General features: G+C 50.6%; 20 protein-coding genes. 16 read left to right on the forward strand and 4 right to left on the reverse strand.

The genetic code is table 11. From position 1 onward, the window contains the following. Nucleotides 1-68 precede the first annotated feature (68 nt). From IEW11_RS01590 to gyrA, 15 genes are all read left to right on the forward strand, one after another. Entirely contained in the window at nt 69-1592 is a 1524-nt protein-coding gene (locus IEW11_RS01590; RefSeq protein WP_188528362.1) for an N-acetylmuramoyl-L-alanine amidase family protein, read from the forward strand. 38 nt (nt 1593-1630) lie between these two features. Beyond that, a complete protein-coding gene (locus IEW11_RS01595; protein ID WP_188528364.1) occupies nt 1631-2188 on the forward strand; it encodes a GerMN domain-containing protein in 558 nt (185 codons plus the stop codon). A 51-nt stretch (nt 2189-2239) separates the two neighbouring features. Continuing rightward, nucleotides 2240-4948, forward strand: a complete 2709-nt coding sequence (locus tag IEW11_RS01600; protein WP_188528366.1) for an S-layer homology domain-containing protein — start codon at nt 2240-2242, stop codon at nt 4946-4948. Nucleotides 4949-5095: 147 nt separating this feature from the next. Beyond that, nucleotides 5096-5788, forward strand: coding sequence for an endonuclease III (gene nth, locus IEW11_RS01605; RefSeq protein WP_188528368.1), 693 nt, complete (start codon nt 5096-5098; stop codon nt 5786-5788). Nucleotides 5789-5794: 6 nt separating this feature from the next. Next, complete coding sequence (locus tag IEW11_RS01610) at nt 5795-6067, forward strand: NAD/NADP transhydrogenase alpha subunit (protein ID WP_188528370.1); 273 nt, start codon at nt 5795-5797, stop codon at nt 6065-6067. Nucleotides 6068-6108: 41 nt separating this feature from the next. Then, entirely contained in the window at nt 6109-9780 is a 3672-nt protein-coding gene (locus tag IEW11_RS01615) for a dynamin family protein (RefSeq protein WP_188528373.1), read from the forward strand. Nucleotides 9781-10061: 281 nt separating this feature from the next. Then, nucleotides 10062-11849 carry an ABC transporter ATP-binding protein gene (locus tag IEW11_RS01620; protein WP_188528375.1) on the forward strand — a complete coding sequence of 596 codons (1788 nt, stop codon included), beginning with the start codon at nt 10062-10064 and terminating at the stop codon, nt 11847-11849. Next, complete coding sequence (locus tag IEW11_RS01625; RefSeq protein ID WP_188528377.1) at nt 11846-13678, forward strand: ABC transporter ATP-binding protein; 1833 nt, start codon at nt 11846-11848, stop codon at nt 13676-13678. The genes IEW11_RS01620 and IEW11_RS01625 overlap by 4 nt, the downstream gene beginning before the upstream one ends. Before the next feature lie 152 nt (nt 13679-13830). After that, nucleotides 13831-15009, forward strand: a complete 1179-nt coding sequence (purT, locus tag IEW11_RS01630; RefSeq protein ID WP_188528379.1) for a formate-dependent phosphoribosylglycinamide formyltransferase — start codon at nt 13831-13833, stop codon at nt 15007-15009. A gap of 25 nt (nt 15010-15034) precedes the next feature. Further along, nucleotides 15035-15205, forward strand: a complete 171-nt coding sequence (locus IEW11_RS01635) for a hypothetical protein (protein ID WP_188528381.1) — start codon at nt 15035-15037, stop codon at nt 15203-15205. A 169-nt stretch (nt 15206-15374) separates the two neighbouring features. Then, complete coding sequence (locus IEW11_RS01640) at nt 15375-16211, forward strand: GDSL-type esterase/lipase family protein (protein WP_188528383.1); 837 nt, start codon at nt 15375-15377, stop codon at nt 16209-16211. Nucleotides 16212-16245: 34 nt separating this feature from the next. Beyond that, the gene (locus IEW11_RS01645; protein WP_188528384.1) at nt 16246-17226 is read left to right on the forward strand and encodes an ABC transporter ATP-binding protein; all 981 of its coding nucleotides are present in this window, start codon (nt 16246-16248) and stop codon (nt 17224-17226) included. Then, complete coding sequence (locus tag IEW11_RS01650; RefSeq protein WP_188528386.1) at nt 17219-18205, forward strand: ABC transporter permease; 987 nt, start codon at nt 17219-17221, stop codon at nt 18203-18205. Before IEW11_RS01645 ends, IEW11_RS01650 begins: the two co-directional genes overlap by 8 nt. Before the next feature lie 71 nt (nt 18206-18276). Beyond that, complete coding sequence (parE, locus tag IEW11_RS01655) at nt 18277-20250, forward strand: DNA topoisomerase IV subunit B (protein WP_188528388.1); 1974 nt, start codon at nt 18277-18279, stop codon at nt 20248-20250. A gap of 11 nt (nt 20251-20261) precedes the next feature. Next, nucleotides 20262-22694, forward strand: a complete 2433-nt coding sequence (gene gyrA, locus IEW11_RS01660) for a DNA gyrase subunit A (protein ID WP_188528390.1) — start codon at nt 20262-20264, stop codon at nt 22692-22694. Nucleotides 22695-22712: 18 nt separating this feature from the next. Here the strand turns inward: gyrA and IEW11_RS01665 are convergent, their stop codons facing one another. Then, entirely contained in the window at nt 22713-22865 is a 153-nt protein-coding gene (locus tag IEW11_RS01665) for a hypothetical protein (RefSeq protein WP_188528811.1), read from the reverse strand. Between the two features lie 189 nt (nt 22866-23054). On the opposite strand from IEW11_RS01665, the gene IEW11_RS01670 reads away from it, so the two are divergent. Continuing rightward, the gene (locus IEW11_RS01670) at nt 23055-23504 is read left to right on the forward strand and encodes a MarR family winged helix-turn-helix transcriptional regulator (protein ID WP_188528392.1); all 450 of its coding nucleotides are present in this window, start codon (nt 23055-23057) and stop codon (nt 23502-23504) included. A 120-nt stretch (nt 23505-23624) separates the two neighbouring features. On the opposite strand, the gene IEW11_RS01675 is transcribed toward IEW11_RS01670, so the two are convergent. The 3 genes from IEW11_RS01675 to IEW11_RS01685 are packed head-to-tail and all read right to left on the reverse strand — an operon-like array spanning nt 23625 to nt 25949. Further along, entirely contained in the window at nt 23625-24365 is a 741-nt protein-coding gene (locus tag IEW11_RS01675) for an RluA family pseudouridine synthase (RefSeq protein ID WP_188528394.1), read from the reverse strand. Further along, complete coding sequence (locus tag IEW11_RS01680; RefSeq protein ID WP_188528396.1) at nt 24362-25231, reverse strand: class I SAM-dependent methyltransferase; 870 nt, start codon at nt 25229-25231, stop codon at nt 24362-24364. Before IEW11_RS01680 ends, IEW11_RS01675 begins: the two co-directional genes overlap by 4 nt. Then, complete coding sequence (locus IEW11_RS01685) at nt 25218-25949, reverse strand: response regulator (protein WP_188528398.1); 732 nt, start codon at nt 25947-25949, stop codon at nt 25218-25220. The genes IEW11_RS01680 and IEW11_RS01685 overlap by 14 nt, the downstream gene beginning before the upstream one ends. Between the last annotated feature and the right edge of the window lie 78 nt (nt 25950-26027).

Genomic DNA, 26027 nt, shown 5'->3' on the forward strand with positions numbered 1-26027 from the left:
ATAAATCGTCTGAGAAAAGTCGAATGCGGCGGTTCGATACGGCAATTAATCAGTCTTAGAGGTGAATGATGAAAAAGGTAGTATCTTTATTGTTGACGTTGTCGGTGCTCTTGGCTCTATGGCCTAACGCAAGTTATGCTGCAACAGCCGTTCCTGTTCCTGTCCCCAAGCTTTTTCTGGACGGGAAATCTCTGGTGTCCGATGTAAATCCGCTTTTAAGGAACAATTACACATTGGTTCCAATCTCAACGATCGCGAAGGGATTAGGACATCAAGCGCAATGGTTTCCTCAAACGCGGACCGTAAACGTACATAACGGTACGACGACAGTGGTTTTAAAAATTAATGACAACAAAGCGCTTATCAATGACGCCGAAGTTGAAATGGACGCACCCGCAATTATCGTAAGCGGCAGAACGATGGTTCCGCTGCGTTTTGTAGGAGAGCAAATGGGTCTTGATCTGTTCTGGGACAACCCGAGCAAGTCGGTTCATATGTATCAGAAGGCACCGCCAAAGGTAGAAGATGACGTTTCGGTTGATTCCGGAAGCGGCAGCAGCCCTGGCGAAGGCGGCGATGCGGGCACTGTCATCCCAGGCGATGTACCGACAGTGGTCGATCCAATCCTGAATGTTGCGGCCAGACCGGTTCCAACAGATGCCGCCGGCATTGTGAAGGACATCGTATATGACGGGACAAGCAAAGTAACCATTAATTATGAAGGCACAATTACACCTAAAAATGCTTTTACGTTAAAGAATACGGACCGCATCGTGCTTGATCTTCCTTATTCTGCGTTTGCGCCAGAGTTTGTTAAAGGTTTCGAGCTGGACAATAACGGCGTGAGGAAGACGGAAGGCAGGATGCTGGCTGCAAACCATCCATCCTTGTATAACGTTCGTTATTCTTATTTTTCGGACAAGCCTACTACCGTTCGCGTAGTTCTTGATTTGAGCACGGCCTCAACGTTCACAGTTACACAGAGTGAAGGGCAGATCCAGATCGATGTCGCTAAACCGGATCCCGCCAACATTCCATTAACGGATAAAAACGGCAACAAAATCTATAAAATTGTTATCGATGCCGGCCACGGCGCTAAAGATCCGGGTGCAATCAGCGTGAGCAAGAAGACAGAGAAAGAATTCAATCTGAGCATCGCTTTGAAAATGAAAGCTTTGCTGGACAAAGAACCTAGAATCAAGCCTTATCTGACTCGCAGTGATGATACCTTCCTCGAATTAAAGGACAGGGCGAAATATGCGAATGATCTTAAAGCGGACTTATTTATGTCGATTCATGCAAACAGCTTCACTCCGCAAACCACAGGCACAGAAACATATTACAGCCGTTCGGATAGTAAGGCTTTCGCGGATGTGATTCATAAACATTTGGTGAAAGCGACCGGATTGCCGGATCGCAAAGTAAAACAGGCCAATTTTCTTGTCATCAGACAAACGACAATGCCTGCGGTTTTGATTGAAGCAGGTTTTCTCTCCAATACAAGAGACGAACAGGTGCTGTTCTCAGAAGCGGCTCAAAACCGCATCGCAGCAGAACTTGTAGCCGGCATTAAAGCATACTTGAAATTGTAAGCAGCTTTGAAATGTTCTTAGAAAAGGGGAGAGAATTCATGAGACAGCAAGCGAAATGGTTTATTTTATTGCTCGTCGTAGCGGTTATTGCTACTGGCTGCGGCAGCCGAGAGACAAGTGATCAGGCAGGAGCAGAGCCGATGCAGGGAGGTTCAACCAATCAGACGGAACAAGTCCCACAACCAGAACCAAAAGCAGAAGCACAGGAACGTATGACTATTCAGCTTTTTTATACGGATGATCAGTTAGAGAATCTCATCGCCCAAGACAAGGAGATCGTATTCGCCGATGCGCAGGAGAAGCTCGAAGCAGCGCTTGCGGCTTTACAGCAGAACGGTGAAAATGGCGCTGTATCCCTATGGAAAAACGTCGAGTTTACATCTGTTGTACTTGACGATGGAGATTTGACGATTGACTTGACACTGCCTGAGGAAGCAAGATTCGGCGCCCCTGGCGAGCTGCTTGCTCTGGAATCGATTAAGAATACCGTATTCCAATTTGAAGAGATCAAAACATTGGACATCCTTGTGGATGGCGAAGCGGTTGATAGTCTGATGGGGCACGTAGATTTGGAACACCCGTTTACGAAACAATAATTTCCGTCAGCGCCGGTCAGGCGTTGTGAGGAACGATGGAGGAGCATATACATGTCCCAACAATCAAGATGGTATAAGATGTTAGTCTTTGCACTTGTATTCTCCATATTAACCAGTACAGCTTTTGCTGAACCAGCTGCTGCAGACGAAGGGCGTCCTACGACGCCCTTTCCGGATGTAAAGACCGGACATTGGGCGGAGAAGCATATTGCGAAGCTTGCTTTGCAGGAGATCGTAAAAGGGGACGGAGTCGGCAGATTCAACCCGGCCAGCAATGTAACGCAGGAAGATGCCATCATTATGGCGATTCGTTTCATTGGCAAGGAAGACGCAGTCCAAGCTGTAAATGCCGAGATTTTCCCAGAAGCCTTTCAAGTGTCCGACTATGCCAAGCCCTATGTCGTCCTAGCTTTTCAAGCAGGCTTGCTGGAGAGAGTGGAAGAGTTTGAAAATGCTGAAGACTATCCGGATACAGCATGGGGGAAGCTTCCCGCATCCCGTGAATGGGTAACAAAGCTGATGATTCGCGCAATCGGCCAAGACGATCTGGCCAAGCAGTTGGCGGGCGTGCAAAGCTCTTTTGCCGATCGTGATCAAATCGGGGAAGCATTTAAAGGTTATGTCAATGCCGCAGTATCCCTAAAGCTGGTGAACGGAGTCAGCGCTGATCGATTCGATCCGAAGGCTAATGTGAACCGTGCGATGATCGCAACCCTGCTCAGCCGTGCGCAGTACCAATTCCCAGTAACCTACCGTGGCCAAACGAATGGGTTGTTAACGGGGTTGACTGAAACATCGATGACGCTTTTTAACGTCGAGAGCAAGCAGGAGACAACCTATCAAGTGTCAAACGAATCGCTTTATTACCGGTTCGATTCGGAACAGCCGTCTTCTCCCAATGGTTTGACTGCTTATGCTGAGGTCATGGTCATGGTATCCGGCAACACAGTCAAATATGTGGAGCAGGTGAATGATAATGCGCAAATCGAGACCATCAGCGGTGAAGTGGTACGGGTCATTCCAGCGGAAAATAAGCTTTGGATATTTGTGGATAATGCCACAGCCCCAATTGCCCTTGAATACAGCAATTCACTTGTCGTTCAGAGCGATAACGGGCAAACGTTGTCCGTATCGGAGTTGACGCCCGGAAGCAGCATTGAGGTGCAGCGTGATACATTCCGGACAACCCCTGCCGCTTTGGCGATCAAGGTGCAGGGAGCTCCAATCAACAAAACCGCGTCCGGCAAGATTGAAGCGGTCGCAGGTAATAGCCTGTCCGTGCTCAATAGCGAAACCGGCCTTACTGAGACATGGCCAGTATCTTCCGGAGCCCTTATTTCATGGAATAACCAAATTCAATCCTTATCGGATCTGACGGTTGGCGATACAGTCACCTACGAGGTAGCGAACAGCACAATCACCAAGATTACAGTTACACAGACAACCGGAAAACCGGTCAGCGGGGAACTGTACGAGATTAGCTCGGACGGAAAAACGATCACGTACACCGTGAACGGTGAATTGAATGTAAGGTTCGTCTCCGCTTCTGTGCAAGTTTCGATAGAGGGGATGAATCAAGCCTCGCTAAGCAATCTGGTAAGAGGCGACAACCTGCATATGACCGTAAACGATCAAAATGTCGTCACGCACATCAAGGTGCTTGACCGTAAGGTAGAGTTCATTAGTGGCGCAAGCATTGTATATGATTACGATAACACAAGCAAAGTGCTCATCGTTAAAGATACAAACGACAGAACGCATGCGATCACATTAACGGATAATACCAAAATCGATTTTAACGGGACTAATTTTACATTAACAACTGCAGCAAGCATGCTGACTAAAAACAAAAAAGTAACGATTGGTTATACAGACGATACAGCGGTCTCATTGGAATTTGTGTTCAGCTTTACCGGTAAGCTGATGAATGTGAATCAAACAACGAACAAACTCACGTTGGAGCTTGTAAACGGATCAACGATCATTCTCGATTATTCCTCGCCAATGATCGAAACGTTCGGCAAGACCACATCCAGCTTCTCCGATCTGAAAATCGGCGATACGATCACCGCTCGCCTCGGCGGCGTTCAACAGGACCGGATCGTTATGATTCAAGCGCATCACACGGTGCAGGAAGAGATAGTCGCAATCAACACAGCGACAAACAGAGTAAGATTAAAATCACCTGACGGTACGGAAGCGGAAAGATTAGTCGGCGCGAATTGGCAGCTGTTATCCGAGCAAGGCGCTTCCGTGAAGCTTTCCCAGTTCAATATCGGGCAACGGGTGAATGTTCTTTATGCCGGTAAAGAACCGATCGGCATGAAGGCGGTTCAGGTTACAATAGGCAGGATTACGGCTGTATCCGGCGACCGGATCTCGCTGCAGGATGTGAATGGTGTCGCAACTGAAGTTGTATTGGGCAGCGGGTTTAAGGTTGTACGCGGCGGTACGACAAGCACCAGCACCTCAACGCTTGCTTTAGGCGATTGGATCGATATCCGCAAAGACGCGCAGGAGCTAAACGTTGTTACAGTTCACGCCGGACTGGTTAAAAAATTCAGAACCTACAATGCATCAACGAATGAATTATTGGTGCTGGCTGCAAGCGTAAATGATACGAATGTGCGCTTTAAAGTGACGGAGCAAACGAAGTTTTATGTTGGAGACAGCGCTTCTACCGTCCAATCCTTACGCAATGGTGATGAAATCACGATGTACATCGTTGATGGCAAACTGATCGAAGTAAGGAAAAAATAAAGAGATTTTGAGGTCGTCCAGTATGGATGGCCTCTTTTTTTCGCAAAAGCCATGAAATCTTCCAAACTTTAAGCGGAATAGGCTTGCGTACAATGACATTTTTCGCTACACTTTGAACGAAGCCCATATCTAGGGAGAGAAACGGCGATGAATAAAAAACAAATGAGAGAAATTCTTGATGTAATCGGTGTGATGTATCCCGATGCGCATTGCGAATTGAATCATAGCAATCCGTTTGAATTGACAATAGCCGTTTTGCTATCTGCCCAGTGTACAGACGAGACCGTTAACAAAGTAACGGTGAGCTTGTTCCAGAAGTATAAACGGCCGGAGGATTATCTGGCTGTGCCGTTAGAGGAGCTGGAGCAGGATATTCGACGTATTGGCTTGTATCGCAACAAGGCTATGCATATCCAGAAGCTGTGCCGATTACTGCTCGATAAATATGACGGGATCGTCCCGCAGAAGCATGAACAGCTTACAGAGCTGCCCGGTGTCGGCCGGAAAACGGCTAACGTGGTCATGTCCAATGCTTTCGGGGTACCTGCGATTGCAGTGGATACGCACGTTGAACGGGTATCGAAACGGCTTGGCGCCGCATTGCCTGATGATTCGGTTCTCGAAGTAGAGAAAAAACTGATGAAGCTGGTTCCTCGTGAAGAATGGACCGTTACGCATCATAGACTCATCTTTTTCGGACGATATCATTGCAAAGCGCAAAATCCGGGCTGTCCGGTTTGCCCGCTGTTAGACCGTTGTAAGGAAGGCAAGAAACGTATGAAGCCGGCAAGAAGCAGGAAAGATAAGGTAATAAACAATACATTGGCCAAAAAAGGATGAGAAACGATGAAGTGTATTTCTGTGTATACTAAAAATTTTGAACTGTTTTCGGATATTTATCCGCAAATTCTCGCAGCGCCGCCTGAAGATAATGAGGAAATCGTATTGGAAGGAATTACGGTCAGCGGATCTGGCGAAGTTCCGGATCAATATATCGAACGGATGCGCGTGAAACCGGAAGTTGTCGTAATGAAAGAAAAGAAACGCGGCATTACGATTCTGCAGCACGGCAACGTATTTGAAATTTGTATGCCGGATGATGAAACACAGGCTGAATAAGCCGTTTATGATGTGTACGGCATTATAGGGAGAGAGCAGCCATGAATACGTTGACTCAAAGCGCACCGGCAAATACGGCGGCTGCGCTTTTGGAGATTGCTTCGATAATGGATGAAACGGGCGATCAGCTCCATGCCCGCCGTATCCGGGAGTTGAAAGACAAATGGTCGGGCGGGAAATTCACAGCAGCCTTCTGCGGACATTTCTCGGCCGGCAAATCAACACTTGTCAACCGGTTATGCGGGGCGCAGCTGTTGCCATCCAGTCCGGTTCCCACAAGTGCAAATGTGGTTTCGATCCGTAATGGCGAGCCTTGTGCGAGGATCGTTCAAATCGTTGACGGTGAAGAGCGGATGATTGAGGTTCCGCCGGAGCAATTGGAAGCTTACTGCGTGAATGGTTCAGAGTTTGCGTCAGTTGATATTTCTTACCCGATTCCAAGCTTGGGAGCCCATACGGTGCTGCTCGACACACCCGGAATCGATTCTACGGACGACGCACACCGGATGGCGACCGAATCGGCGCTCCATTTGGCGGACGTCGTTTTTTACGTCATGGATTACAATCATGTCCAATCAGAGATTAACTTCGCTTTTGCCAAGCGTCTCAAGGATTGGGGAAAGCCCTTATATTTAATTGTAAACCAAATCGATAAGCACAGGGAACAAGAGCTGGCTTTTTCCGAGTACCGGAGAAGCGTGGAAGAGGCCTTTGCCAATTGGCATCTGGAACCGGCCGGCATTGTATACTTGTCGCTTCGGCAGCCGGATCATCCGCATCAAGAATTCGCTTCGCTCGAAAGGCTGTTTACAGAGCTTGCCGAGGTTGGCGAGCCATTGAACCGCTGCAGCGTTGATGCGTCGGCACGCCATCTTCTGGATGAACACGGAAAATGGATGGAAGCGGCTTCTTCAGATGAGCGGGAACGCCTTATAGAGGCGGCCGGAGGCGAGGAAGAGCTGGCATCCGTCAAGTCCGAGCTGCAGCAGTTGGAACAGGAGATGAGCGCATACCGTGAAGCCGCGGAGCAATTCCGCGTCAAGCTGCGCCAGGAAGCAGAGTCGCTGCTTGATAACGCGAATATTACTCCTGCAGCGACCCGTGATCTGGCTCACGCCTTCCTGGAAAGCCGCAAACCGGGCTTTAAAGCCGGCCTGCTGTTTGCCGGGGCGAAGACAGCGGCTGAGCAGCAAAGGCGCCAGGAGGCGTTTCTGACGGATTTCACCGCTCAGGTGCAAGCTTCGATCGAATGGCACTTGCTGGAGCTCCTCCGCCAAGAGGCTCATCAGCTGAGCTGGCGGGATGAAACGTTGGAGTCGCGTCTGAGCGAATCGTTTACAGGCGTTGTTGATGCATCGCTTCTGCTTGAGCATGTACAGCCCGGCGCTGTCTTCAGCAATGAAGCGACAATGAATTACTGCAAGTCACTCGCCGCCTCGGTGAAGGCGAGTTTCCGCAGGCGCGCGCTCGAGCTGGGCGACGAGCTCGCAGAGCGTGTCGCGGCCGCGAGCGCAGCGGCGGCCGCACAGGCGCAGGCGCGCAGCGGCGCACTCGCCGCGCAAGCGCAAGCGCTGGCGCAGCTGGCGGCGCAGGATGCCGCCGCAGCCGCGCATAAGCAGCGCCTCGCAGCGCTGCTGCCGCCTGCGCCGCAGCGCCCGGCGCTGCCGGTGCCCGCGCCTGCGTCAGGGGCACCGCGCGCCGCAGGCGCAGCTGCTGCGGCCGACGTGCCGCCGCAGGCTGCGGCGAAGCCGCGCAGCGGCGCCGCGCCTGCTGCGGCGGCGCAGCAGGCGCCCGTCCGCGCGGCGCAAGCGGACGGCGCAATGCTCGGCCCGCAGCGCCGTGCCGCGGCGATGCTGGAGCGCGCGGCCGAGCTGCTCGCGCCGCATGAGCCGCTCGCCGCAGCTGCGCTTGCCATGCGCGGCAAGGCCGGCCGGCTGAAGCAGAGCCGGTTCACGATCGCGCTGTTCGGCGCGTTCAGCGCAGGCAAATCTTCGTTTGCCAACGCACTGATCGGACAACCGGCGCTGCCGGTATCGCCGAATCCGACTACCGCTGCGATCAATCGGATCGTGCCGCCGACAGCGGACGAGCCGCATGGTACGGCGCGGATCTTCATGAAGTCCAGAGCTGCGATGCTCGAGGATATCCGGTACTCGCTGGCACTGCTCGGAGAAGACATCGGTCATGCTGACGAACAGGCGCTGCTGCGTTTGATCAGCGGCCTCAAACCGGATTCGCTTCATCCCGGCGGACGCCCGCATTACAGCTTTTTAAAGGCTGTGCTGCAGGGCTGGGACAGCTTGGAGGGGCAGCTCGGCGAGCAGCTGCGCGTCGATGAGGCCATGTACCGCAGGTTCGTTGCGGAGGAGTCCAGATCCTGCTTCGTGCAGGAGATCGAACTGTACTACGACAGTCCGCTCACTGCGCAGGGCATCGTGCTTGTGGACACGCCGGGAGCGGATTCGGTTAATGCAAGGCATACCGGCGTTGCGTTTAACTATATCAAGAATGCGGACGCGATATTGTTCGTAACTTATTATAATCATGCCTTCTCCCAGGCCGACCGCCAATTCTTAATGCAGCTTGGCCGGGTGAAGGATCAATTCGAGCTCGACAAAATGTTTTTTATCGTCAATGCTGCGGATTTAGCCTCCAGTGAAAGTGAGCTTGCGGGCGTGCTAAAACATGTGGAGGACAATCTGCTGTTGCAGGGGATCCGCCACCCGCGCATTTATCCGGTATCGAGCTTGTCGGCACTGGATGCCAAGCTTACCGACAATACATCTTTGCTCAATGAATCCGGCATCTCGGCCTTCGAGCAGTCTTTCTTGGCTTTCACCTCAGGCGAATTGGGGCAGCTGGCTGTCGCTTCTGCGGAGCAGGAAATCAAGCGGGCGATCGAATCGGTGTCGTCGTGGCTGGAAGCTGCGCAGGGGGATGAGGCGACCCGTACAGCGCTGCGAAGCGAGCTGGAGGGACAAGCACAGGAAGCGCTTCGTATCGCAGCCGGGGTGGCGCGCGAAGCTTCGTTTGAACCTTTGGAGCAGGAGCTCAGGGAGCTGCTTTATTATGTGCTGCAGCGTCTGCAGTTCCGCTTTGGGGATCATTATAATTACGCATTCAATCCGTCCGTCCTTCAGGATGACGGGCGGGATATGAAGAAGATGCTGTGGTCCTGCTGGCTTGAGCTGCAGCGGCTGCTGCAAAACGAGCTGTCCGAGGAGCTGCTTGCGACGACACTGCGAATGGAAAATACGCTCGGCAAGCTGATATCCAAACAGTTTGCAGCTGTATCCGCGGATGCGGAAAAACAGCTGCCGGGCCTGAATCCCGGCAGCCTGGAAGCGATGCCGATCCCAACGCCGGAGATTGGCGCGTCGTGGCAGACCGATGCGGTAGAGCGTAAGCTGCTCTGGTCCCGCTTTAAAAATCCGCGTCATTTCTTCGAAGGGGAAGGGAAAGCAGCGCTGCGCAAGGAGCTTGAGACGCTGGCCGCACCGTCATTGCAAGTCTACGTAGACGGGATCATCGATCGCTGGAAGGCGCTTTACCTGGGCCATTGGAAAGCCGGGCTTGAGGCGGCGGAAGAAAAACTGGCAGCCGAGATTCGAAGTTATGCCGACGGACGCCTGGTATCCCTTGACCAGACGGTTGATCCGGCGTTATTAAAAGAGCTTCACAAGTCGCTTATGGCCGTTATCAACAGTGATTAACAGGTTGCTTGAGATTATCTTTCAAAGCTTTTCCGAATCGAACAAACCGATTCGGAAAAGCTTTTTTTAATTTTTTTAATAAAAAAACACAAAAACAGAGGAATTCGGTGATCTAATGCACCATTTTGGATGATTTGGAAGAATACCCCCATATCTTTTTTGTAGATGTGAACAAATGGTGTCACAATCACGAATACGGTGAAGGATGCTGTTTGCCGGATGTTTGGGATGCTGTTAATATTCATTCATGCTTATAAATTGGAGTCGGGGAGAGAGTTCACTTGAATGTTTTTAAAGAGCTCAAGGAGTATTACTGGCCGGAGCGCAAGCTGCTTGTCGCGTCGATTATCAGTCTGATGTGCGCGACCGCGCTCGGTCTTGTTTATCCGAATATGCTGCGCATTTTAATTGATGATGTCATCGAGCCAGGCCAGTATCATTTGGTGCCGACCATTTCGCTCATCGTTGTAGGCGTTATCATTTTGAAAGGCACTTTGCAGTTTGTACACGGATTTTTCGGTGGAAGGCTGGGCAACCGGGTCGCTTACCGCCTGCGCAATGCCAGCTATCACAAGCTCCAGTACTTATCGAATCAATACTATGACACGGCGAAGACCGGGGACTTAATGTCTCGTTTGACCGCTGATTTGGAAGCCATTCGAAATTTTGTCGGCTTCGGCTTTGCGCAGATTCTCAACATGTTTCTGATGGTGATTTTCGGTGCGGCGATGATGCTGACGATTCATTGGCAGTTGACGCTGCTGACGTTTGTAACGATCCCTTTCCTCGCTTTCACCGCCATCAAGTTCGAACGCAAGATCCATCCCGCATTCCAGGAGATGAGGCTGGCAATGAGCCATCTCACAACGGCGGTTCAGGAGAATATCACAGGCGTGCGCACCGTCAAATCATTTGCAAGAGAGCCGCATGAGGTTGGCAAATTCGCAGTGCGCAGCGAGGAGTACAAGGCCAATCAGATCCGGGCGGCGAAAATTTGGGGCAATTACTTCCCCGTCATGGAGCTGCTGGCCAGCTTATGTATCGTTGTCCTTCTTATCGTGGGCGGAACGTTTGTTATCAATGGTTCATTGAGCCTAGGCTCGCTTGTCGCCTTCTTTAGTTTGATCTGGTATATCGTGGCGCCGATGTGGCAGCTTGGGTTCCATATTAACAACTATACACAGTCGAAAGCTTCGGGCGAACGCGTGCTGGAGCTGTTCAATCAATATGTGCATGTAAAAAATCCGGAGCACCCGATCGTGCTCGATGACAGCAAAGTGAAAGGGCATGTCCGCTTCGAGAATGTCACATTTAATTATGCGGACAAAGGGCCTGCGCTGCGCGAATTCTCGCTTGATGCGCCTCCTGGTAAAGTAATCGGCTTGCTGGGCGGAACCGGATCGGGTAAATCGACCGTCAGCCAACTGCTGATGCGCACCTACAATATCAAGAGCGGCAAGATCATATTGGATGGTTACGATATAAAACAGATTGACCTCTCCAGTCTGCGAAGCCAGATCGCAACGGTCTTTCAGGAAACGTTCCTGTTCTCCGCTTCGATCCGTGACAATATCGCTTACGGGGTGAAAGAAGTAAGTATGGAAGACATCATCCACGCTTGCAAGCTGGCGAAGGCGCATGATTTTATTATAGAGCTGCCGCTTGGTTATGACACTGTTGTCGGCGAACGGGGGATGGGGTTATCCGGGGGACAGAAGCAGCGTATTGCGATCGCCAGAGCGCTCATTACGAACCCGCGAGTCCTGTTTCTCGATGATGCGACAAGCGCTGTCGATATGGAGACCGAGCATGAGATTCAAGCGGGCTTCAAGGAGGTTATGGCGGGAAGAACGACGTTTATCGTTGCTCACCGCATCTCTTCCCTTAAGCATGCTGATGAAATTATCGTATTGGATCACGGGACCGTCCTGCAGCGCGGTACGCATGAACAATTAATCGCAATGCCGGGGCACTATTTGGACACTTACAACATTCAATACGCCGACCGGCCTGCTGCGCCGGGTCAACCGAGCAAGGATACCGGGAAAGAAAGAAGGGTCGCACATTGAGCGAGCAAGCGGCAAAAGCGCAGAATAAGAAGGAACGTTTTGTCTATCAGGACGATGAGCTCATCGAAAAACCGTTTAACTGGGCGCAGCTGCGCCGGTTATTCCATTATATGAAGCCTTACCGCAAGCAGCTGCTGCCGATAATCATCATCATGATGATTATCGGCACGGCAACGCGGCTGGCGATCCCAACCATTATCATCATGGCGATTGACGAAGCCATCACTCCGAAGGACGGCGGAGCAGGCAGCGTGATAAAGCTATATGAATACGCGGGCATGGCGTTTGGTTTATATATTGTTCAATGGGCGGCCAATACGCTGCGTATCCGTTATACCAACATTATCGGCCAACGCATTATCTACGACTTGCGTCATGATCTGTTCGGCCATATCCAGAAGCTGTCGTTCCGTTTCTTTGATAAACGGCCTGCAGGCTCGGTGCTTGTTCGGGTGACGAATGATGTGAACGCGCTTCAGGATTTGTTCACCAACGGGGTCGTCAACCTGATGATGGACTGCGTGCAGCTTGTAGGTATTGTCATTATCCTGCTGGCATGGAATTTCCAGCTCGGCTTGGCGGTGATGATTACGGTTCCGCTGATGTTTATCGTATCGTCCACCCTCCGCAGACGGATCCGGTTCGCCTGGCAGGATGTGCGGATGAAGCAGTCGCGGATCAACGCGCATTTGAATGAAAGCATCCAAGGCATTCGCGTCACTCAGGCTTATGTACAGGAAAAAGATAACATCGGATTCTTTGATAATATGAATAAAGTGAATATGCTCTCTTGGAATAAAGCCTCAGCGCTCAATCAGGCCTTCGGGCCGGTGATCGAGATTACGTCTGCGATCGGCACGCTGATTCTGTTCTGGTACGGCTCTTATCTGATTCAAACGGAAGTCATTACGATCGGGATATTAGTTGGCTTTGCCACCTATATCGGGAATTTCTGGGACCCGATTAACCGACTCGGTCAAATGTATTCCCAACTGCTCATCGCAATGGCTTCCTCGGAACGGATCTTTGAATTTATCGACGAAAAACCGACGGTTGGAGAGTTGGAGCACGCCAAAGATCTGCAGGAAATCCGCGGCGACGTGAAGTTCGAAAAGATTGTATTTGAGTACGAAAAGGGGCGCCCGGCGCTCAAAGGGATTGATCTGGAGGTGAAAGCCGGCCAATCGATCGCACTTGTCGGTCATACGGGCTCCGGTAAAAGCACGATTATTAACCTGCTGTGCCGTTTCTATGATCCCGTGCAGGGCCGCGTATTAATTGACGGTCAGGACATCCGGAACGTTACGATTGAAAGCCTTCGCTCTCAGGTCGGGATTGTGCTACAGGACACATTTATTTTCTCGGGCTCGATCCGCGACAACATCCGTTACGGCCGGCTTGATGCAACCGATGAAGAGATCGAGTTGGCAGCGCAAGCGGTTAATGCGCATGATTTCATCATGTCTTTGCCTGATGGTTATGAGACGCAGGTGCAGGAAAGAGGCAACGCCTTATCCATGGGACAGCGGCAGCTGCTCTCCTTTGCAAGAGCGCTCTTAGCCGATCCCCGCGTGCTAATTCTGGACGAGGCGACCGCGAGCATCGATACGGAAACCGAGCTGAAAATTCAGGAAGCGCTCAAAACGCTGCTGTTCGGGCGAACTTCCTTCATTATCGCCCACAGGCTGTCAACGATTCGGCATGCGGACAACATCGTGGTGCTCGATCATGGGCAAATTATGGAGCAGGGCAACCATGATCAGCTGATGGAACAGAGAGGGATTTATTATGGCCTGATTGAAGCCCAATACCGTTTCTTATCGGCCTGACCGAAATAAATAAAAGTAAGAATATTCTTTTTTCAAAGCTTGTCTTGACTTTACTAGGAAAAAACCTCCACAATGGAAGAAAAACGAGCGTTGCAGGCAGGCGGGCAGCCTGCCTTGGTCTTTCGCTTGCTTCCAGGAGGTTTTTTGTCATTATGTACGGTTCACCATTCTCGTCCCACGCCAAAAAAATCATGCTGCTCGGTTCAGGAGAGCTCGGCAAAGAAGTCGTTATTGAAGCGCAGCGACTCGGCATCGAAACGATTGCCGTAGATCGTTATGACCATGCGCCGGCGATGCAGGTTGCACATCGCTCTTACGTGATCGATATGCTGGATGCGGCAGCACTGCGCGCTTTAATCGAGCAAGAGCGCCCGGATTTGATCGTGCCTGAGATTGAGGCGATTGCGACAAGCGCGCTTATAGAACTGGAAGATGAAGGCTATCATGTCGTTCCGACAGCTAGAGCGGCATGGCTTACAATGGACCGTGAAGGGATTAGACGTCTTGCTGCGGAGACGCTTGGACTCCCTACGGCGCCTTACCGGTTCGCGGATAGCTTGGAGGAGCTCCGTGAAGCGGTCAAAGAGCTGGGAACGCCTTGTGTGATCAAACCCATCATGAGCTCATCCGGTAAAGGGCAAAGCGTGTGCCGGTCCGAAGCGGAGATTGAGGGCTGCTGGAATGCTGCGATGGAAGGCGGCCGTGCCAAGAAACAGCGGATTATTGTAGAGGGCTTTATTAACTTTGAATCGGAAATCACACTTCTTACCGTTCGTTCCGTATCGGGTACGACATTCTGCGCGCCGATCGGGCATATTCAGAAGGATGGAGATTATATCGAATCCTGGCAGCCGCATGAGATCAGCAGTACGGACCGTGAGCAAGCGGAGGAGATTGCCCGCAAAATTACGGATTCATTGGGCGGTTACGGCATCTATGGCGTTGAACTGTTCTTAACTAAGGATGGCGTATTGTTCAGCGAAGTTTCTCCGCGGCCGCATGACACCGGCATGGTAACGATGGTGACACAGGACTTGTCGGAATTTGCCCTTCATGCCAGAGCGATTCTGGGCCTGCCGATCCCGTCGATTCGTTTGCTGACTCCAGGCGCATCCTATACTTTGAAGGCTGACCGCGAGGAGAAATCATTCCAGATCGGCGGAGTTGAGAAGGCTCTGGCGCTGCCGAATACACAGGTGCGCTTGTTTGGCAAGCCAGAGACTAAAGCCGGAAGACGGATGGCAGTCGCGCTAAGCTCCGCTGACGACGTACAGCAGGCTAGAGAAACGGCCAGACAAGCCGCTCAATCGTTGTTTATTACGTACGAATAAAATTCATGAACGAAGGGGTTTATTGGTGTCGGTCGTCATCATTATTGATGCGGGGATTCCGGTAAGCACCCTTCTTTTTTTTGCTTGTCCCGAAGCCGTCTTACTGGTGTTATTCGTGATGAAAAACATCGTTAACTGGCCATGTGGTGAACGTCAGCAGATTTGCAAATCTTTTCAAGAAGTTTTATTTTTATAAGACAAGCATGTAAATGTTCCACTTTTTTACTATATAAGTTGAACATGAGATTGACCACGATGAGGATTTTCACCGAACCTGAGAGGCCAAAATGTCCGTTAAATTCAGTCCAAAGGGACTATCCTTTATCTAGATGCATGCAATAAAAAGCAGGGGAGTGAAGCGTAAGATGAAGCAACGCGCGAACGGCTCAACATGGCTTTGGAGAGCGATAAGCGTCTCGGCGCTTACTGCGACCTGCCTGCTCTTATTTGGCTTTGCATATGCAGCGAGCGATTTGCTCTTTCCATCAGTCCCGCCAGCCGTTCAGACCGATTCGGAGCAGGAGCAGGGTGGGGGCAGCGCTGAGCTAACCGGGCAGGATGAGATTCGCATTGTCGCGATCGGCGATTCGTTGACCAGAGGCACGGGCGATGTTACGGGTGAAGGTTACGTGAAGCAGGTAGTCGATGGATTGTCTGCCAAGCTGGACAAGCCGGTTCAACTGATCAATAATCTGGCCGTTAACGGACTGCGCGCGGACGAGCTGGCAGATAAGCTTGAATCCGAACGGGGAATGCACCTTGCCGTTGAACAGGCGAATGTCATTTTGCTAACGATTGGCGGCAACGACTTATTCCAGTTTGCCCAAGGCGCCGTGTTCGAGGAACAGCAGGCCGAATCGATGAATAGGAACGAGATTTCACACAGGCTCAGTGAGGGCGTTCAGCGCCTGGAGCGTGTATTCGAGCTGCTGCATGAACTGAACCCGGAGGCAAAGGTCGTATATGTGGGGTTATATAATCCGTTTTACGATCTGCAGCAGCTGCGTGAAGGCAGCCTGCAGGTTCAGGAATGGAACAACTATGCTTACCGTGCTGCCTACGAATACCCGAATATCACTGTTGTACCGACATTTGATTTGTTCGAGTCTACGATTGGCACCTATTTGTCCAGAGATCATTTTCATCCGAATCACGAAGGGTACACGCAGATTGCAGCCCGGATCATCCAAGTACTGCAATGAAGCTGCTGCTGTGACGAAAGGAGGAAGCTCCACGATGACAGATCATCATTCATCTTCTAACGAACCTGAAATTCTGCTATCCGTTCGGGATATAAAGAAAAAAATACGCGGTAAATGGATCATTCACGATGTCAGCTTCGATGTAAGGGCGGGTGAGATATTCGGGTTTCTCGGTCCTAACGGCTCCGGTAAAACAACAACGATCCGTATGTTGGTGGATCTCATCAAACCGACTTCAGGTGAAATCCGGATCTGCGGTTATGATGTCCATAAGCAGCCTGAAGAAGCGCTGCAGCACATTGGCTGTATCGTGGAAAATCCGGAGGTTTACAACTACTTGACAGGCTGGGAAAATCTCGAGCATTTTGCCCGTATGATGCCTGATATAGACGCATTGCGCATTCAAGAAGTCGTAGATATTGTCGGCATGGGCGGGCGGATTCACGATAAAGTAAAGACCTACTCACTTGGTATGCGCCAGCGGCTCGGTATTGCACAGGCGCTGCTCGGGAGGCCCAAGCTGTTGATTCTTGATGAACCGACAAACGGGCTTGATCCGAAGGGGATCAAGGAATTGCGGGAATTTATCCGGATGCTTGCCGATCAAGGCATGAGTTTATTCATTTCCAGCCATCTGCTTAGTGAAATTCAAATGATGTGTGACCGGGTAGCGATTATTAGCCACGGTCGCGTGCTTGCGGTGGGCGGGGTCACTGAGCTCATCGAGGATACTGGAAATTATGTGCTGTGGCAGTTGGATAAACGGGAGGAAGGTTTAACCTTGCTGGCAGGCGAACCTGAAGTGAAGATTATTTCTGCGGAAGAGCATCATATCGACGAAACCGTGCTTGCATCGCTTCCGGGAGCGATTGTAACCGAGGTTTCAGCCGACCGGATCGCTGCCCTCGTGGAACGCTTGGTCCGGGGCGGGATTGGCGTGACTGCTGTACAGAAGGTATCGCCAACGCTGGAGCAGCTATTTCTTAAGATGACGGAGGGGGAAGGCATTGCGTAACCTGTTGCCGCTCATTCAGAATGAAACGTTGAAGGTGTGGAAGAAAAAAAGATTTTATGTAATTCTTCTCATATTATCCGTATTAATTCCGATATTTACTTATGCGCAGATGACCATTGCACGAAATAACGAGGACAATTTTCCGGACTGGCGCAATCAGCTGCAGCAGCAAATTACGGACTATGAAAATACATTGTCCAGTGACCGCATCCCGGAAGAATGGAAAAAATTCCGGCGTATTATGGTGCAGCAATTGACCTATTATTTGGAGCAGGACGTGAATCCTAATGCCCCTAATGCAGTGACGTTTACCCGTAATTTCATGAACAATTCGGTGACCCTGTTTATTCCGCTGCTGGTGCTCGCTGTCGCTTCGGACCTGGTATCGGGAGAACGTTCGAGCGGGACGATCAAAATGCTGCTCACAAGGCCGGTCCGAAGGTGGAAGATTCTGTTAAGCAAGCTGATTACTTTGATCTTATATATCTCGCTTACCATTGTCTCCGCCGTGTTGTTATGTTATCTTATATCCGGCTTATTCTTTGGCTATGGGGGCTGGCAGCTTCCCATATTCACAGGCTTCGTCATTCAAGGATCAGATGTCGATACCTCGTTTGTTCGTCCTGTCCCGCAATGGTTATATATGCTTATGCAGTCCGGCCTAATCTGGTTCTCCGCGGTGTCAGTCGGTTTGCTGGCATTGACGGTCTCGGTATTGGTGAGAAGCACGGCGGCAAGCATTGTCACGATGATGGCAACGATTATTGCCGGTACAATTTTATCCAATATGGCTTCCTCATGGACCAGCGCCAAATATATCTTTGCGGTCAACCTGCAATTAACCGGATATTTGGATGGTTCACCGCCGCCGATTGAAGGAATGACGCTGTTATTCTCCATTCTTGTACTGGCAGCTTGGAGCATCGCCGCAGTCATCGTTTCGTTTGCCGTCTTTACGAAACAGGATATCTTGAATTAAAATAGCTTGAAGTGACTTGTTAAAACCAACTATCTGTTATAAATTGATGGAATAGATAAAGGGGGACGCATATGACAGAGCAAGTGGATTTGTTTGAAGGCAACCCGTCATCCGCGGACCGGAACTATGATGCCGATGATATCCAGGTTCTTGAAGGCCTGACTGCAGTCAGGAAACGTCCGGGTATGTATATCGGCAGTACAAGTGCTTCGGGACTGCATCATCTTGTGTGGGAAATTGTGGATAATGCGGTCGACGAACATCTGGCTAAATTTTGCAGCGCAATCGAAGTCATCGTTCACAGCGACCAATCGATTACCGTAAAGGATAACGGGCGCGGCATTCCGACAGGGATGCATAAGACCGGTGTACCTACGCCACAGGTCGTCTTTACGATTCTGCATGCCGGCGGAAAATTCGGTGGAGCGGGCTACAAAAAGTCCGGCGGCTTGCATGGCGTCGGCGCTTCGGTGACAAACGCGCTGTCAGAGTGGCTCGAGGTCGAGATCTACCGCGATGGTAAAATACATAAACAGCGTTTTGCCTATTGGGTCGACAAGGACGGGAAAGAGCATGTTGGGGAGCCCGTAACCGGACTGGAGATCACCGGCAACACGAACCGTACGGGCACAAAAGTAACCTTCAAGCCGGATACGCGTGTGTTCCATGGGAATACAACGATTAATTTTGATACCTTGTCGGAGCGTCTGCAGGAAATCGCCTTCTTGAATTCCGGGTTAAAGGTTTCAGTCAAGGATGAGCGTTCCGGCAAGCAGGAGGTATTCCATTACGAAGGCGGCGCCCGCCAGTTCGTGCAGTTCCTGAATGAAGAGAAGAACGTACTGCATGAGGTCATTCATTTTGTCGCTGAGAAGGATGACATTGAAGTCGAAGTGGCGCTGCAGTATAACGACGGTTACACGGAGACCATCGCTTCATTTGTTAATTCCATTCCTACGCGCGGGGGCGGTACCCATGAGACAGGCTTTAAAACCGCCTACACCCGTGTAATGAACGACTATGCCCGCAAAAATGCGCTGCTTAAAGAGAAGGAAAAAAATCTCGACGGCAACGATTTGCGTGAAGGCATGATGTCGGTAATCAATATCAAAATGTCGGAGGTCGAGTTTGTCGGGCAGACGAAGGATCAGCTTGGCAGCGCCTCGGCGCGCAGCGCGGTCGATGCGGTCGTCTCCGAGAAAATGCAGGTGTTTCTGGAGGAGAATCCGCAGATTGCGCAGCAGCTCGTGAAGAAGGCGATTCAAGCCAGCCGCGCGCGTGAAGCGGCGCGCAAAGCGCGGGATGAAATCCGCAGCGGCAAGAAGAAAAGCGAGAGCTCGAACCTGAACGGCAAGTTGACGCCGGCGCAATCAAAGGATTATACGCGCAATGAGCTGTTTATTGTGGAAGGGGACTCCGCCGGGGGATCGGCTAAGCAGGGGCGCGATTCAAAACATCAAGCCATTCTTCCGCTAAAAGGAAAACCGATGAATCCGGAGAAGGCCAAGCTTGCCGATATCCTTAAAAACGATGAATATAAGGCGATTATAGCTGCGATCGGAGCCGGTGTAGGGCCTGAATTCGATGCTGAGGAAGGCAATTACAATAAAATCATTATTATGACCGATGCGGATACGGACGGCGCACATATTCAAGTGCTGCTGCTGACTTTTTTCTATCGGTACATGAAACCGCTCATCGATGCGGGCAGAGTCTTTATCGCACAGCCCCCGTTATACAAGATTACGCGTAAATCCGGCAAGCTGGTAACCGTGCGTTATGCTTGGACCGATGAACAGCTCGCCAATTATTTGAAAGAATTTGGCAAAGGATATGAACTTCAGCGTTATAAAGGCCTTGGTGAGATGAATCCGGACCAGCTGTGGGAAACGACGATGAATCCGGAGACGAGAACGCTGCTTCAGGTGCAGATTGAAGATGCGGCCAAAGCGGAGCGCAGGGTTTCCACGCTGATGGGAGATAAAGTAGATCCACGGAAGCGCTGGATTATTGATAATGTAGACTTTACGGAATATGTGGAATAGGAGGCAGACGCATGAGCACCATGGAACAATTTCTGCCGGCGTTTCTTGAGGAGGTCGTTGGCGACCGCTTCGGACGGTATTCGAAATACATTATTCAGGACCGCGCCATTCCCGATGTGCGTGACGGTTTAAAGCCTGTACAGCGGCGGATTTTATATGCGATGTACGACGCGGGAAATACGCCTGATAAGCCGTATCGCAAATCGGCGAAGACGGTCGGGGATGTTATGGGTAATTATCATCCGCATGGCGATTCGTCCATATATGAAGGGATGGTACGGATGGCGCAGCCCTGGAAGATGGGGCACGTATTGATTGACGGTCACGGGAACTGGGGTTCCCTTGATGACGATCCTGCGGCAGCAATGCGTTATACGGAAGCGAGATTGTCCACGATTGCGATGGAGCTGCTTCGCGATATTGATAAACGTACGGTATTATTCAAGGATAATTTTGATAATACGAATAAGGAGCCGGTTGTGCTGCCTTCGCGTTATCCGAATTTGCTTGTTAACGGTGTAAGCGGAATTTCATCCGGTTTTGCAACGGAAATCCCGCCGCATAATTTGCGGGAGGTTATTGACGCCTGTGTCGCTTTAATGAACAATCCAGAGCTTTCGCTGGAAGAACTGATGACGATTGTACGAGGCCCTGATTTCCCGACCGGCGGACTGATTATGGGCGAGGAAGGCATCCGGGAGGCCTACAGCAGCGGCAAGGGCCGTATCCACATCCGTTCAAAAACGGAGATCGAGGAGATGCGCGGCGGCCGTGAGCAGATTGTCATTACGGAAATTCCGTACCAGGTCGTTAAATCGAGGCTGGTTACGGCGATGGAAAACATCCGACTGGAAAAGAAGGTTGAAGGTATCGCCGAGGTACGGGACGAAAGTGGACGCAATGGTCTGCGCATTGTGGTGGAGCTGAAGAAGGATGCCGATGCGCAGGGGATCTTAGCCTATTTACTGAAAAAGACGGATCTGCAGGTTACCTATAATTTCAACATGGTGGCCATTGTCAACAAAACGCCGAAGCAGCTTGGCATCAAGGAAATGCTGAACGCTTATATTGAACATCAAAAAGACGTTGTAATTCATCGGACGAAATATGAGCTTGAGAAGGCCGAGGATCGGGCCCATGTGCTCGAAGGCCTTGTTAAAGCGCTCAATATTTTGGATGATGTGATTGCAACGATCAAAGCGTCCAAAAACCGTCAGGATGCGCAGAATAACTTGATCAAAGCGTATGAGTTCACAGAGCGGCAAGCAGATGCGATTTTGACCTTGCAGCTTTATCGCCTCACGAATCTGGAGATTACTTCGTTAGAAAAGGAATTGAAGGATATCGCCAAAAAGATCGCCTATTACCGTTCGATTCTGGATAGCGAGAAGAAGCTGATCGGAGTGATCCGCGAGGAGCTGCAGGAGATCCGCGAAAAATTCGGAATCGACCGACGCAGTGAAATTCGCGGGGAAGTAGAAGAGCTTAAGGTGAATCTTGAAGTGATGGTCAATCCGGAGGATGTGCTCGTGACGCTTAGTCATGAAGGGTACATCAAACGGACGAGCATGCTTTCCTTCACCCGATCCGGCGGAGAGCTGGAGAGCGCCGGTGTCAAGGAGGGCGATGTCGTCCGTCACTTACTTGAAGTGAATACGATAGAAAGCTTGCTCTTATTTACACGAAAAGGCCAATATTATGTACTTCCCGTGCACCAGATTCCTGAGTTTAAATGGAAGGAAAATGGAACGGCGCTGGTGAACATTGTGCCGATACCCAAAGATGACGCGATTGTAAGCATCATTCCGGTCAAGGAATTCGACCTGCCGAATATGACGCTTGTTTTCGTCACGCGAAAAGGGCAGGTTAAACGGACTGAGCTGAAGGAATACCAGTCAAACCGTTCGACGGCGATCACGGCTTGTAAGCTTGGCGATGGCGATGAGATTATTACTGTTACGTTAAGCGACGGTTCCAAGGATATTATGCTCGTCAGCAAGCTTGGTATGAGTATCCGTTTTTCAGAGCGGGAAGTAAACCCGATGGGACGTGTGGCCTCGGGTGTAAGAGGCATGCAACTGAAGGAAAATGATGAGCTTGCTGCAGCGGTATGGGTAGAAGGAGATGAAGGCGAGCTGCTCGTTCTTAGCGATCTCGGTTACGCGAAACGTTCATTACTGCTTGATTATCCATTGCAAGGACGCGGCGGCAAAGGGGTTGTGACCTTTGAGTTCAAAGAAGGAAAACGCGTAAAATCCAACGGTGACTCATTGGTAGGCGCAGTATGGAGCAAGGATGAAATTCAATTGACATTGCTGACCTTATCGGGATATCAGCATGTTGTATCGACTGAAAAAGCGCCGATCGATGACCGCAAATCGACGGGTAGGGCGATTGCGCAGATCGAGAAGAAAGATCCAATCCAATTGATGTTTATACGCTAATGTAATATGCTGTCTCTATTAATCGTAAGGGCGATTGGGCGGTTCCATCCGTTCGAGCAGCTGCAATAATGTTTCCAGGACGACCCACAATGGCGCCGGCTCATCGAGCCGTTCCAGCCATTGTGGGTCTTTTAGCAGTCCGAATTGTTCTATTTTTCGTATAATCTCCAATTTGCGAGCCTCCACCTGGGTCACCCCTCTCAGAAAGTTCGAGCCATGTCAACAGCCTATATTTCCATTGTATGTCTATTCATGTCAAAATGTTCAAAACTAAATCGATTAATGGCGCAAACTATTAATCCCATTAATCTTTTATTCGACATTGCCAAATGGTATAATGAAAGGCAGGAGGTGGGAAATGTGCATGCTACAGAATTCGCGAGGTTATGGATGAAGTTTTCCAAAGAGTGGAAGATGTACTTGGAGGAAGCGCTGGCCCCCAGCTTAACTGAAGGTCAATTGAATGTGCTTGAGCTGCTGCTGCAGCATCAACCGATGAAACCGTCGGATCTGCTGCAATATCTATCTACAACGCCCGCCGCGATCACAACACTGCTCGATCGTATGGAGCGCAATGATCTGATTGCCAGAACAAGGGATGAGGCAGATCGCCGGATTGTATGGGTGTCCGTAACAACCAAAGGAAACATGGAGGCCAAGCGCGGCATGGAGCTTCGGGAAGCTTATATCCAAGAGGCGCTTGACCGTATTTCATCCCATAATCAGCAGCTGCTCGTATACTTGCTCGGAAAAGTGACAAGCTCGGACAAGACCCATCCGGCAGCAGTCGCCGCCGAGTCCGCCGTGTAACCTCAACACTTAACTGCCGAATCAAGAGACGAGAAGCATGATTTGTGCTCGTTCTAATATGTATATGCAGCAATCTTCAATAAAGTCTCTTTTCAACATATCCACGCTTTCCGTGTTCCTCTACAGCAGCATCCTGTCTGCAGCAAGTTCCAATTGGCTCTGCGTCCAGGTGTTCCATGGCGAGACATGGGGAGGAACGCTGCGGAATGTAAGCGTTTCTTTGGTTATAGGGTGCGTTGTCACAATTGAGGTTGACCAGAGGGCGATCTCAGAATAGGTTCCTTTAGAGGTCGCTTTCCCATATTTAAGATCTCCTTCCAAAGGACATCCAATCGCTGCCATTTGCACCCTGATTTGATGCGATCTTCCGGTATGCAGCCTGATTGCTACCAATGAGCGGCTGCCGGTTGTTGCAATCGTATCATAATCAAGCAGCGCTTCCTTGCTAGCCGGTACCTGATTGCTGAACGAACGAACCGTGTTGGTGCGGCTGTCTTTTAATAAATAATGCTTTAAATGGCCGGAAGGCTTGGCCGGCTGGCCGTTTACGACCGCCGCATAGGTTTTACCGATGCTTCGGCTGCGAACAGCCTCGGACAAACGTGAAGCGGCCTTTGATGTTTTGGCGAACAGCATAACGCCGCCTACCGGTCGGTCGAGGCGATGAACAAGACCGAGAAACACGTTTCCCGGTTTATTGTATCTTCGCTTCAAATCATTTTTGAGCAATGTCAGCATATCGGGATCGCCGCTCTCATCCTCTTGGGAGGGGATGCCGGGCGGTTTCACAACGACAAGCAGGTGATTATCCTCATAAAGGACCGGAATGGGGAGCAGCTCTGCAGAGCGGTTTCCGTTCATTCCTTGGACTCCCATCTCCCTAATATACCGCACGGCAAATTTAATCCGGACTGCGTAATTGGCAGGCCGATTTCCCCGCAATGTATAGAACCGCCGAATTTTCGCCCGATTGTCATGTGCAGCAAGTTGTGTAAAACCGACGGTGACAAACCGGTCGTGTATGAATTGACTAACACAAACAAAGGATTAGGCGATAGAATCGACGTGCAGAACTCCAGGAATGGGTAAAGGTTCTGTTCAAGCTTCCACATTTCCCCGTTGGGTCCGCGGCCATAAGACGGGGGATCCATAATGATCGCGTCATACTGCCGACCTCGGCGCTGCTCGCGCTGCACAAATTTAAATACATCATCCGTAATGAAGCGGACAGGTTTTTGCTCAAGGCCGGACAATTGGATATTTTCCTTGGCCCACTGCACCATCCCCTTCGCCGCGTCCACATGGCATACTTCAGCCCCCGCTGCCGCAGCAGCGACCGTAGCGCCTCCTGTATAAGCGAACAGGTTCAACACGCGAATCGGACGGTTCGCCTCCCGGATCCTGTCCATCATCCAGCTCCAGTTAACGGCTTGCTCGGGAAACAGCCCGGTATGTTTGAAGTTTGTCGGTCGGATCTGGAACCGCAAGTCGCCATAGGAAAGCGTCCATTTCTCCGGCAGCGTTTTGTGGAAATCCCACTGGCCGCCTCCGGAAGAACTGCGATGATAATGGGCATCCGCCTGCTTCCACATCCCGGTTTCCTTCGTAATCGGCCATATGATTTGCGGATCGGGGCGGCGTAAGATAACATGACCCCAGCGTTCAAGCTTATCTCCGTCACCAGTATCCAAAAGTTCGTAGTCAGTCCATTTGTCAGCGATATACATGAGAGGTTCCTTCCTTGACGATAAATTTGTAGCCGACTCCGCGCACCGTAACGATATAGGACGGATTGGCCGGATCGGTCTCGATCTTTTTTCGTAAATTACTGATATGTACCATCAACGTGCGGGTATCACCGACACTGTCGGTTCCCCATATGACTTGATATAGATGGTCCAATTGAAAAGCCTTATTCGGGCTTTGCGCGAGATACGTCAATAAATCAAATTCTTTCGCGGACAGCGGAACATACTGATCGTCAATCTTCACCGTATGCGCATCCAGATCGATCACAAGGCTGCCGAAGGAGAGAACCGTATTCGAACCATTCCCTTCCGTGCGGGCGCTCGATTGAAGCGTCATTCTGCGCAAATGCGCTTTGACACGAGCTACAAGCTGTTTGGGGCTGAACGGTTTTGTAATATAATCGTCGCCGCCCACGGATAAACCGTGTATAATGTCGGTATCGTCGCTTTTGCAGCTTACAAACATGATGGGGACATCGGATCTGGTACGCAGATCTTCACAAACCTCGATACCGTTCATGCTTTTAAGTTGTATGTCGAGAATGATCAGGTCAGGACGGAGCTCCTCTGCTAGTTGAATTGCATCTGTTCCGTTGTCAGCCGTATGGACCTTGTATCCTTCACGTGTTAAATATAAACCGATGAGTTCTGTGATTTCGGGTTCGTCATCGACAACCAATATATGCGTCTCGCTCATTCTTGCTCTCCCTCGCTTTCTCGACTATTATAACGAATGCAAGGGATTTGAAGCAATTATCTTTTGGAGGGAAATAGA

Origin of the sequence: Paenibacillus abyssi (assembly GCF_014640295.1) — a bacterium.
Lineage (GTDB): Bacteria > Bacillota > Bacilli > Paenibacillales > Paenibacillaceae > Paenibacillus_D > Paenibacillus_D abyssi.

Coding starts and splice junctions, on each gene's coding strand:
- IEW11_RS01590 (WP_188528362.1), top strand. CDS start 69: ATGAAAAAGGTAGTATCTTTATTGTTGACGTTGTCGGTGCTCTTGGCT.
- IEW11_RS01595 (WP_188528364.1), top strand. CDS start 1,631: ATGAGACAGCAAGCGAAATGGTTTATTTTATTGCTCGTCGTAGCGGTT.
- IEW11_RS01600 (WP_188528366.1), top strand. CDS start 2,240: ATGTCCCAACAATCAAGATGGTATAAGATGTTAGTCTTTGCACTTGTA.
- nth (WP_188528368.1), top strand. CDS start 5,096: ATGAATAAAAAACAAATGAGAGAAATTCTTGATGTAATCGGTGTGATG.
- IEW11_RS01610 (WP_188528370.1), top strand. CDS start 5,795: ATGAAGTGTATTTCTGTGTATACTAAAAATTTTGAACTGTTTTCGGAT.
- IEW11_RS01615 (WP_188528373.1), top strand. CDS start 6,109: ATGAATACGTTGACTCAAAGCGCACCGGCAAATACGGCGGCTGCGCTT.
- purT (WP_188528379.1), top strand. CDS start 13,831: ATGTACGGTTCACCATTCTCGTCCCACGCCAAAAAAATCATGCTGCTC.
- IEW11_RS01640 (WP_188528383.1), top strand. CDS start 15,375: ATGAAGCAACGCGCGAACGGCTCAACATGGCTTTGGAGAGCGATAAGC.
- IEW11_RS01645 (WP_188528384.1), top strand. CDS start 16,246: ATGACAGATCATCATTCATCTTCTAACGAACCTGAAATTCTGCTATCC.
- parE (WP_188528388.1), top strand. CDS start 18,277: ATGACAGAGCAAGTGGATTTGTTTGAAGGCAACCCGTCATCCGCGGAC.
- gyrA (WP_188528390.1), top strand. CDS start 20,262: ATGAGCACCATGGAACAATTTCTGCCGGCGTTTCTTGAGGAGGTCGTT.
- IEW11_RS01675 (WP_188528394.1), bottom strand. CDS start 24,365: ATGAACGGAAACCGCTCTGCAGAGCTGCTCCCCATTCCGGTCCTTTAT.
- IEW11_RS01680 (WP_188528396.1), bottom strand. CDS start 25,231: ATGTATATCGCTGACAAATGGACTGACTACGAACTTTTGGATACTGGT.
- IEW11_RS01685 (WP_188528398.1), bottom strand. CDS start 25,949: ATGAGCGAGACGCATATATTGGTTGTCGATGACGAACCCGAAATCACA.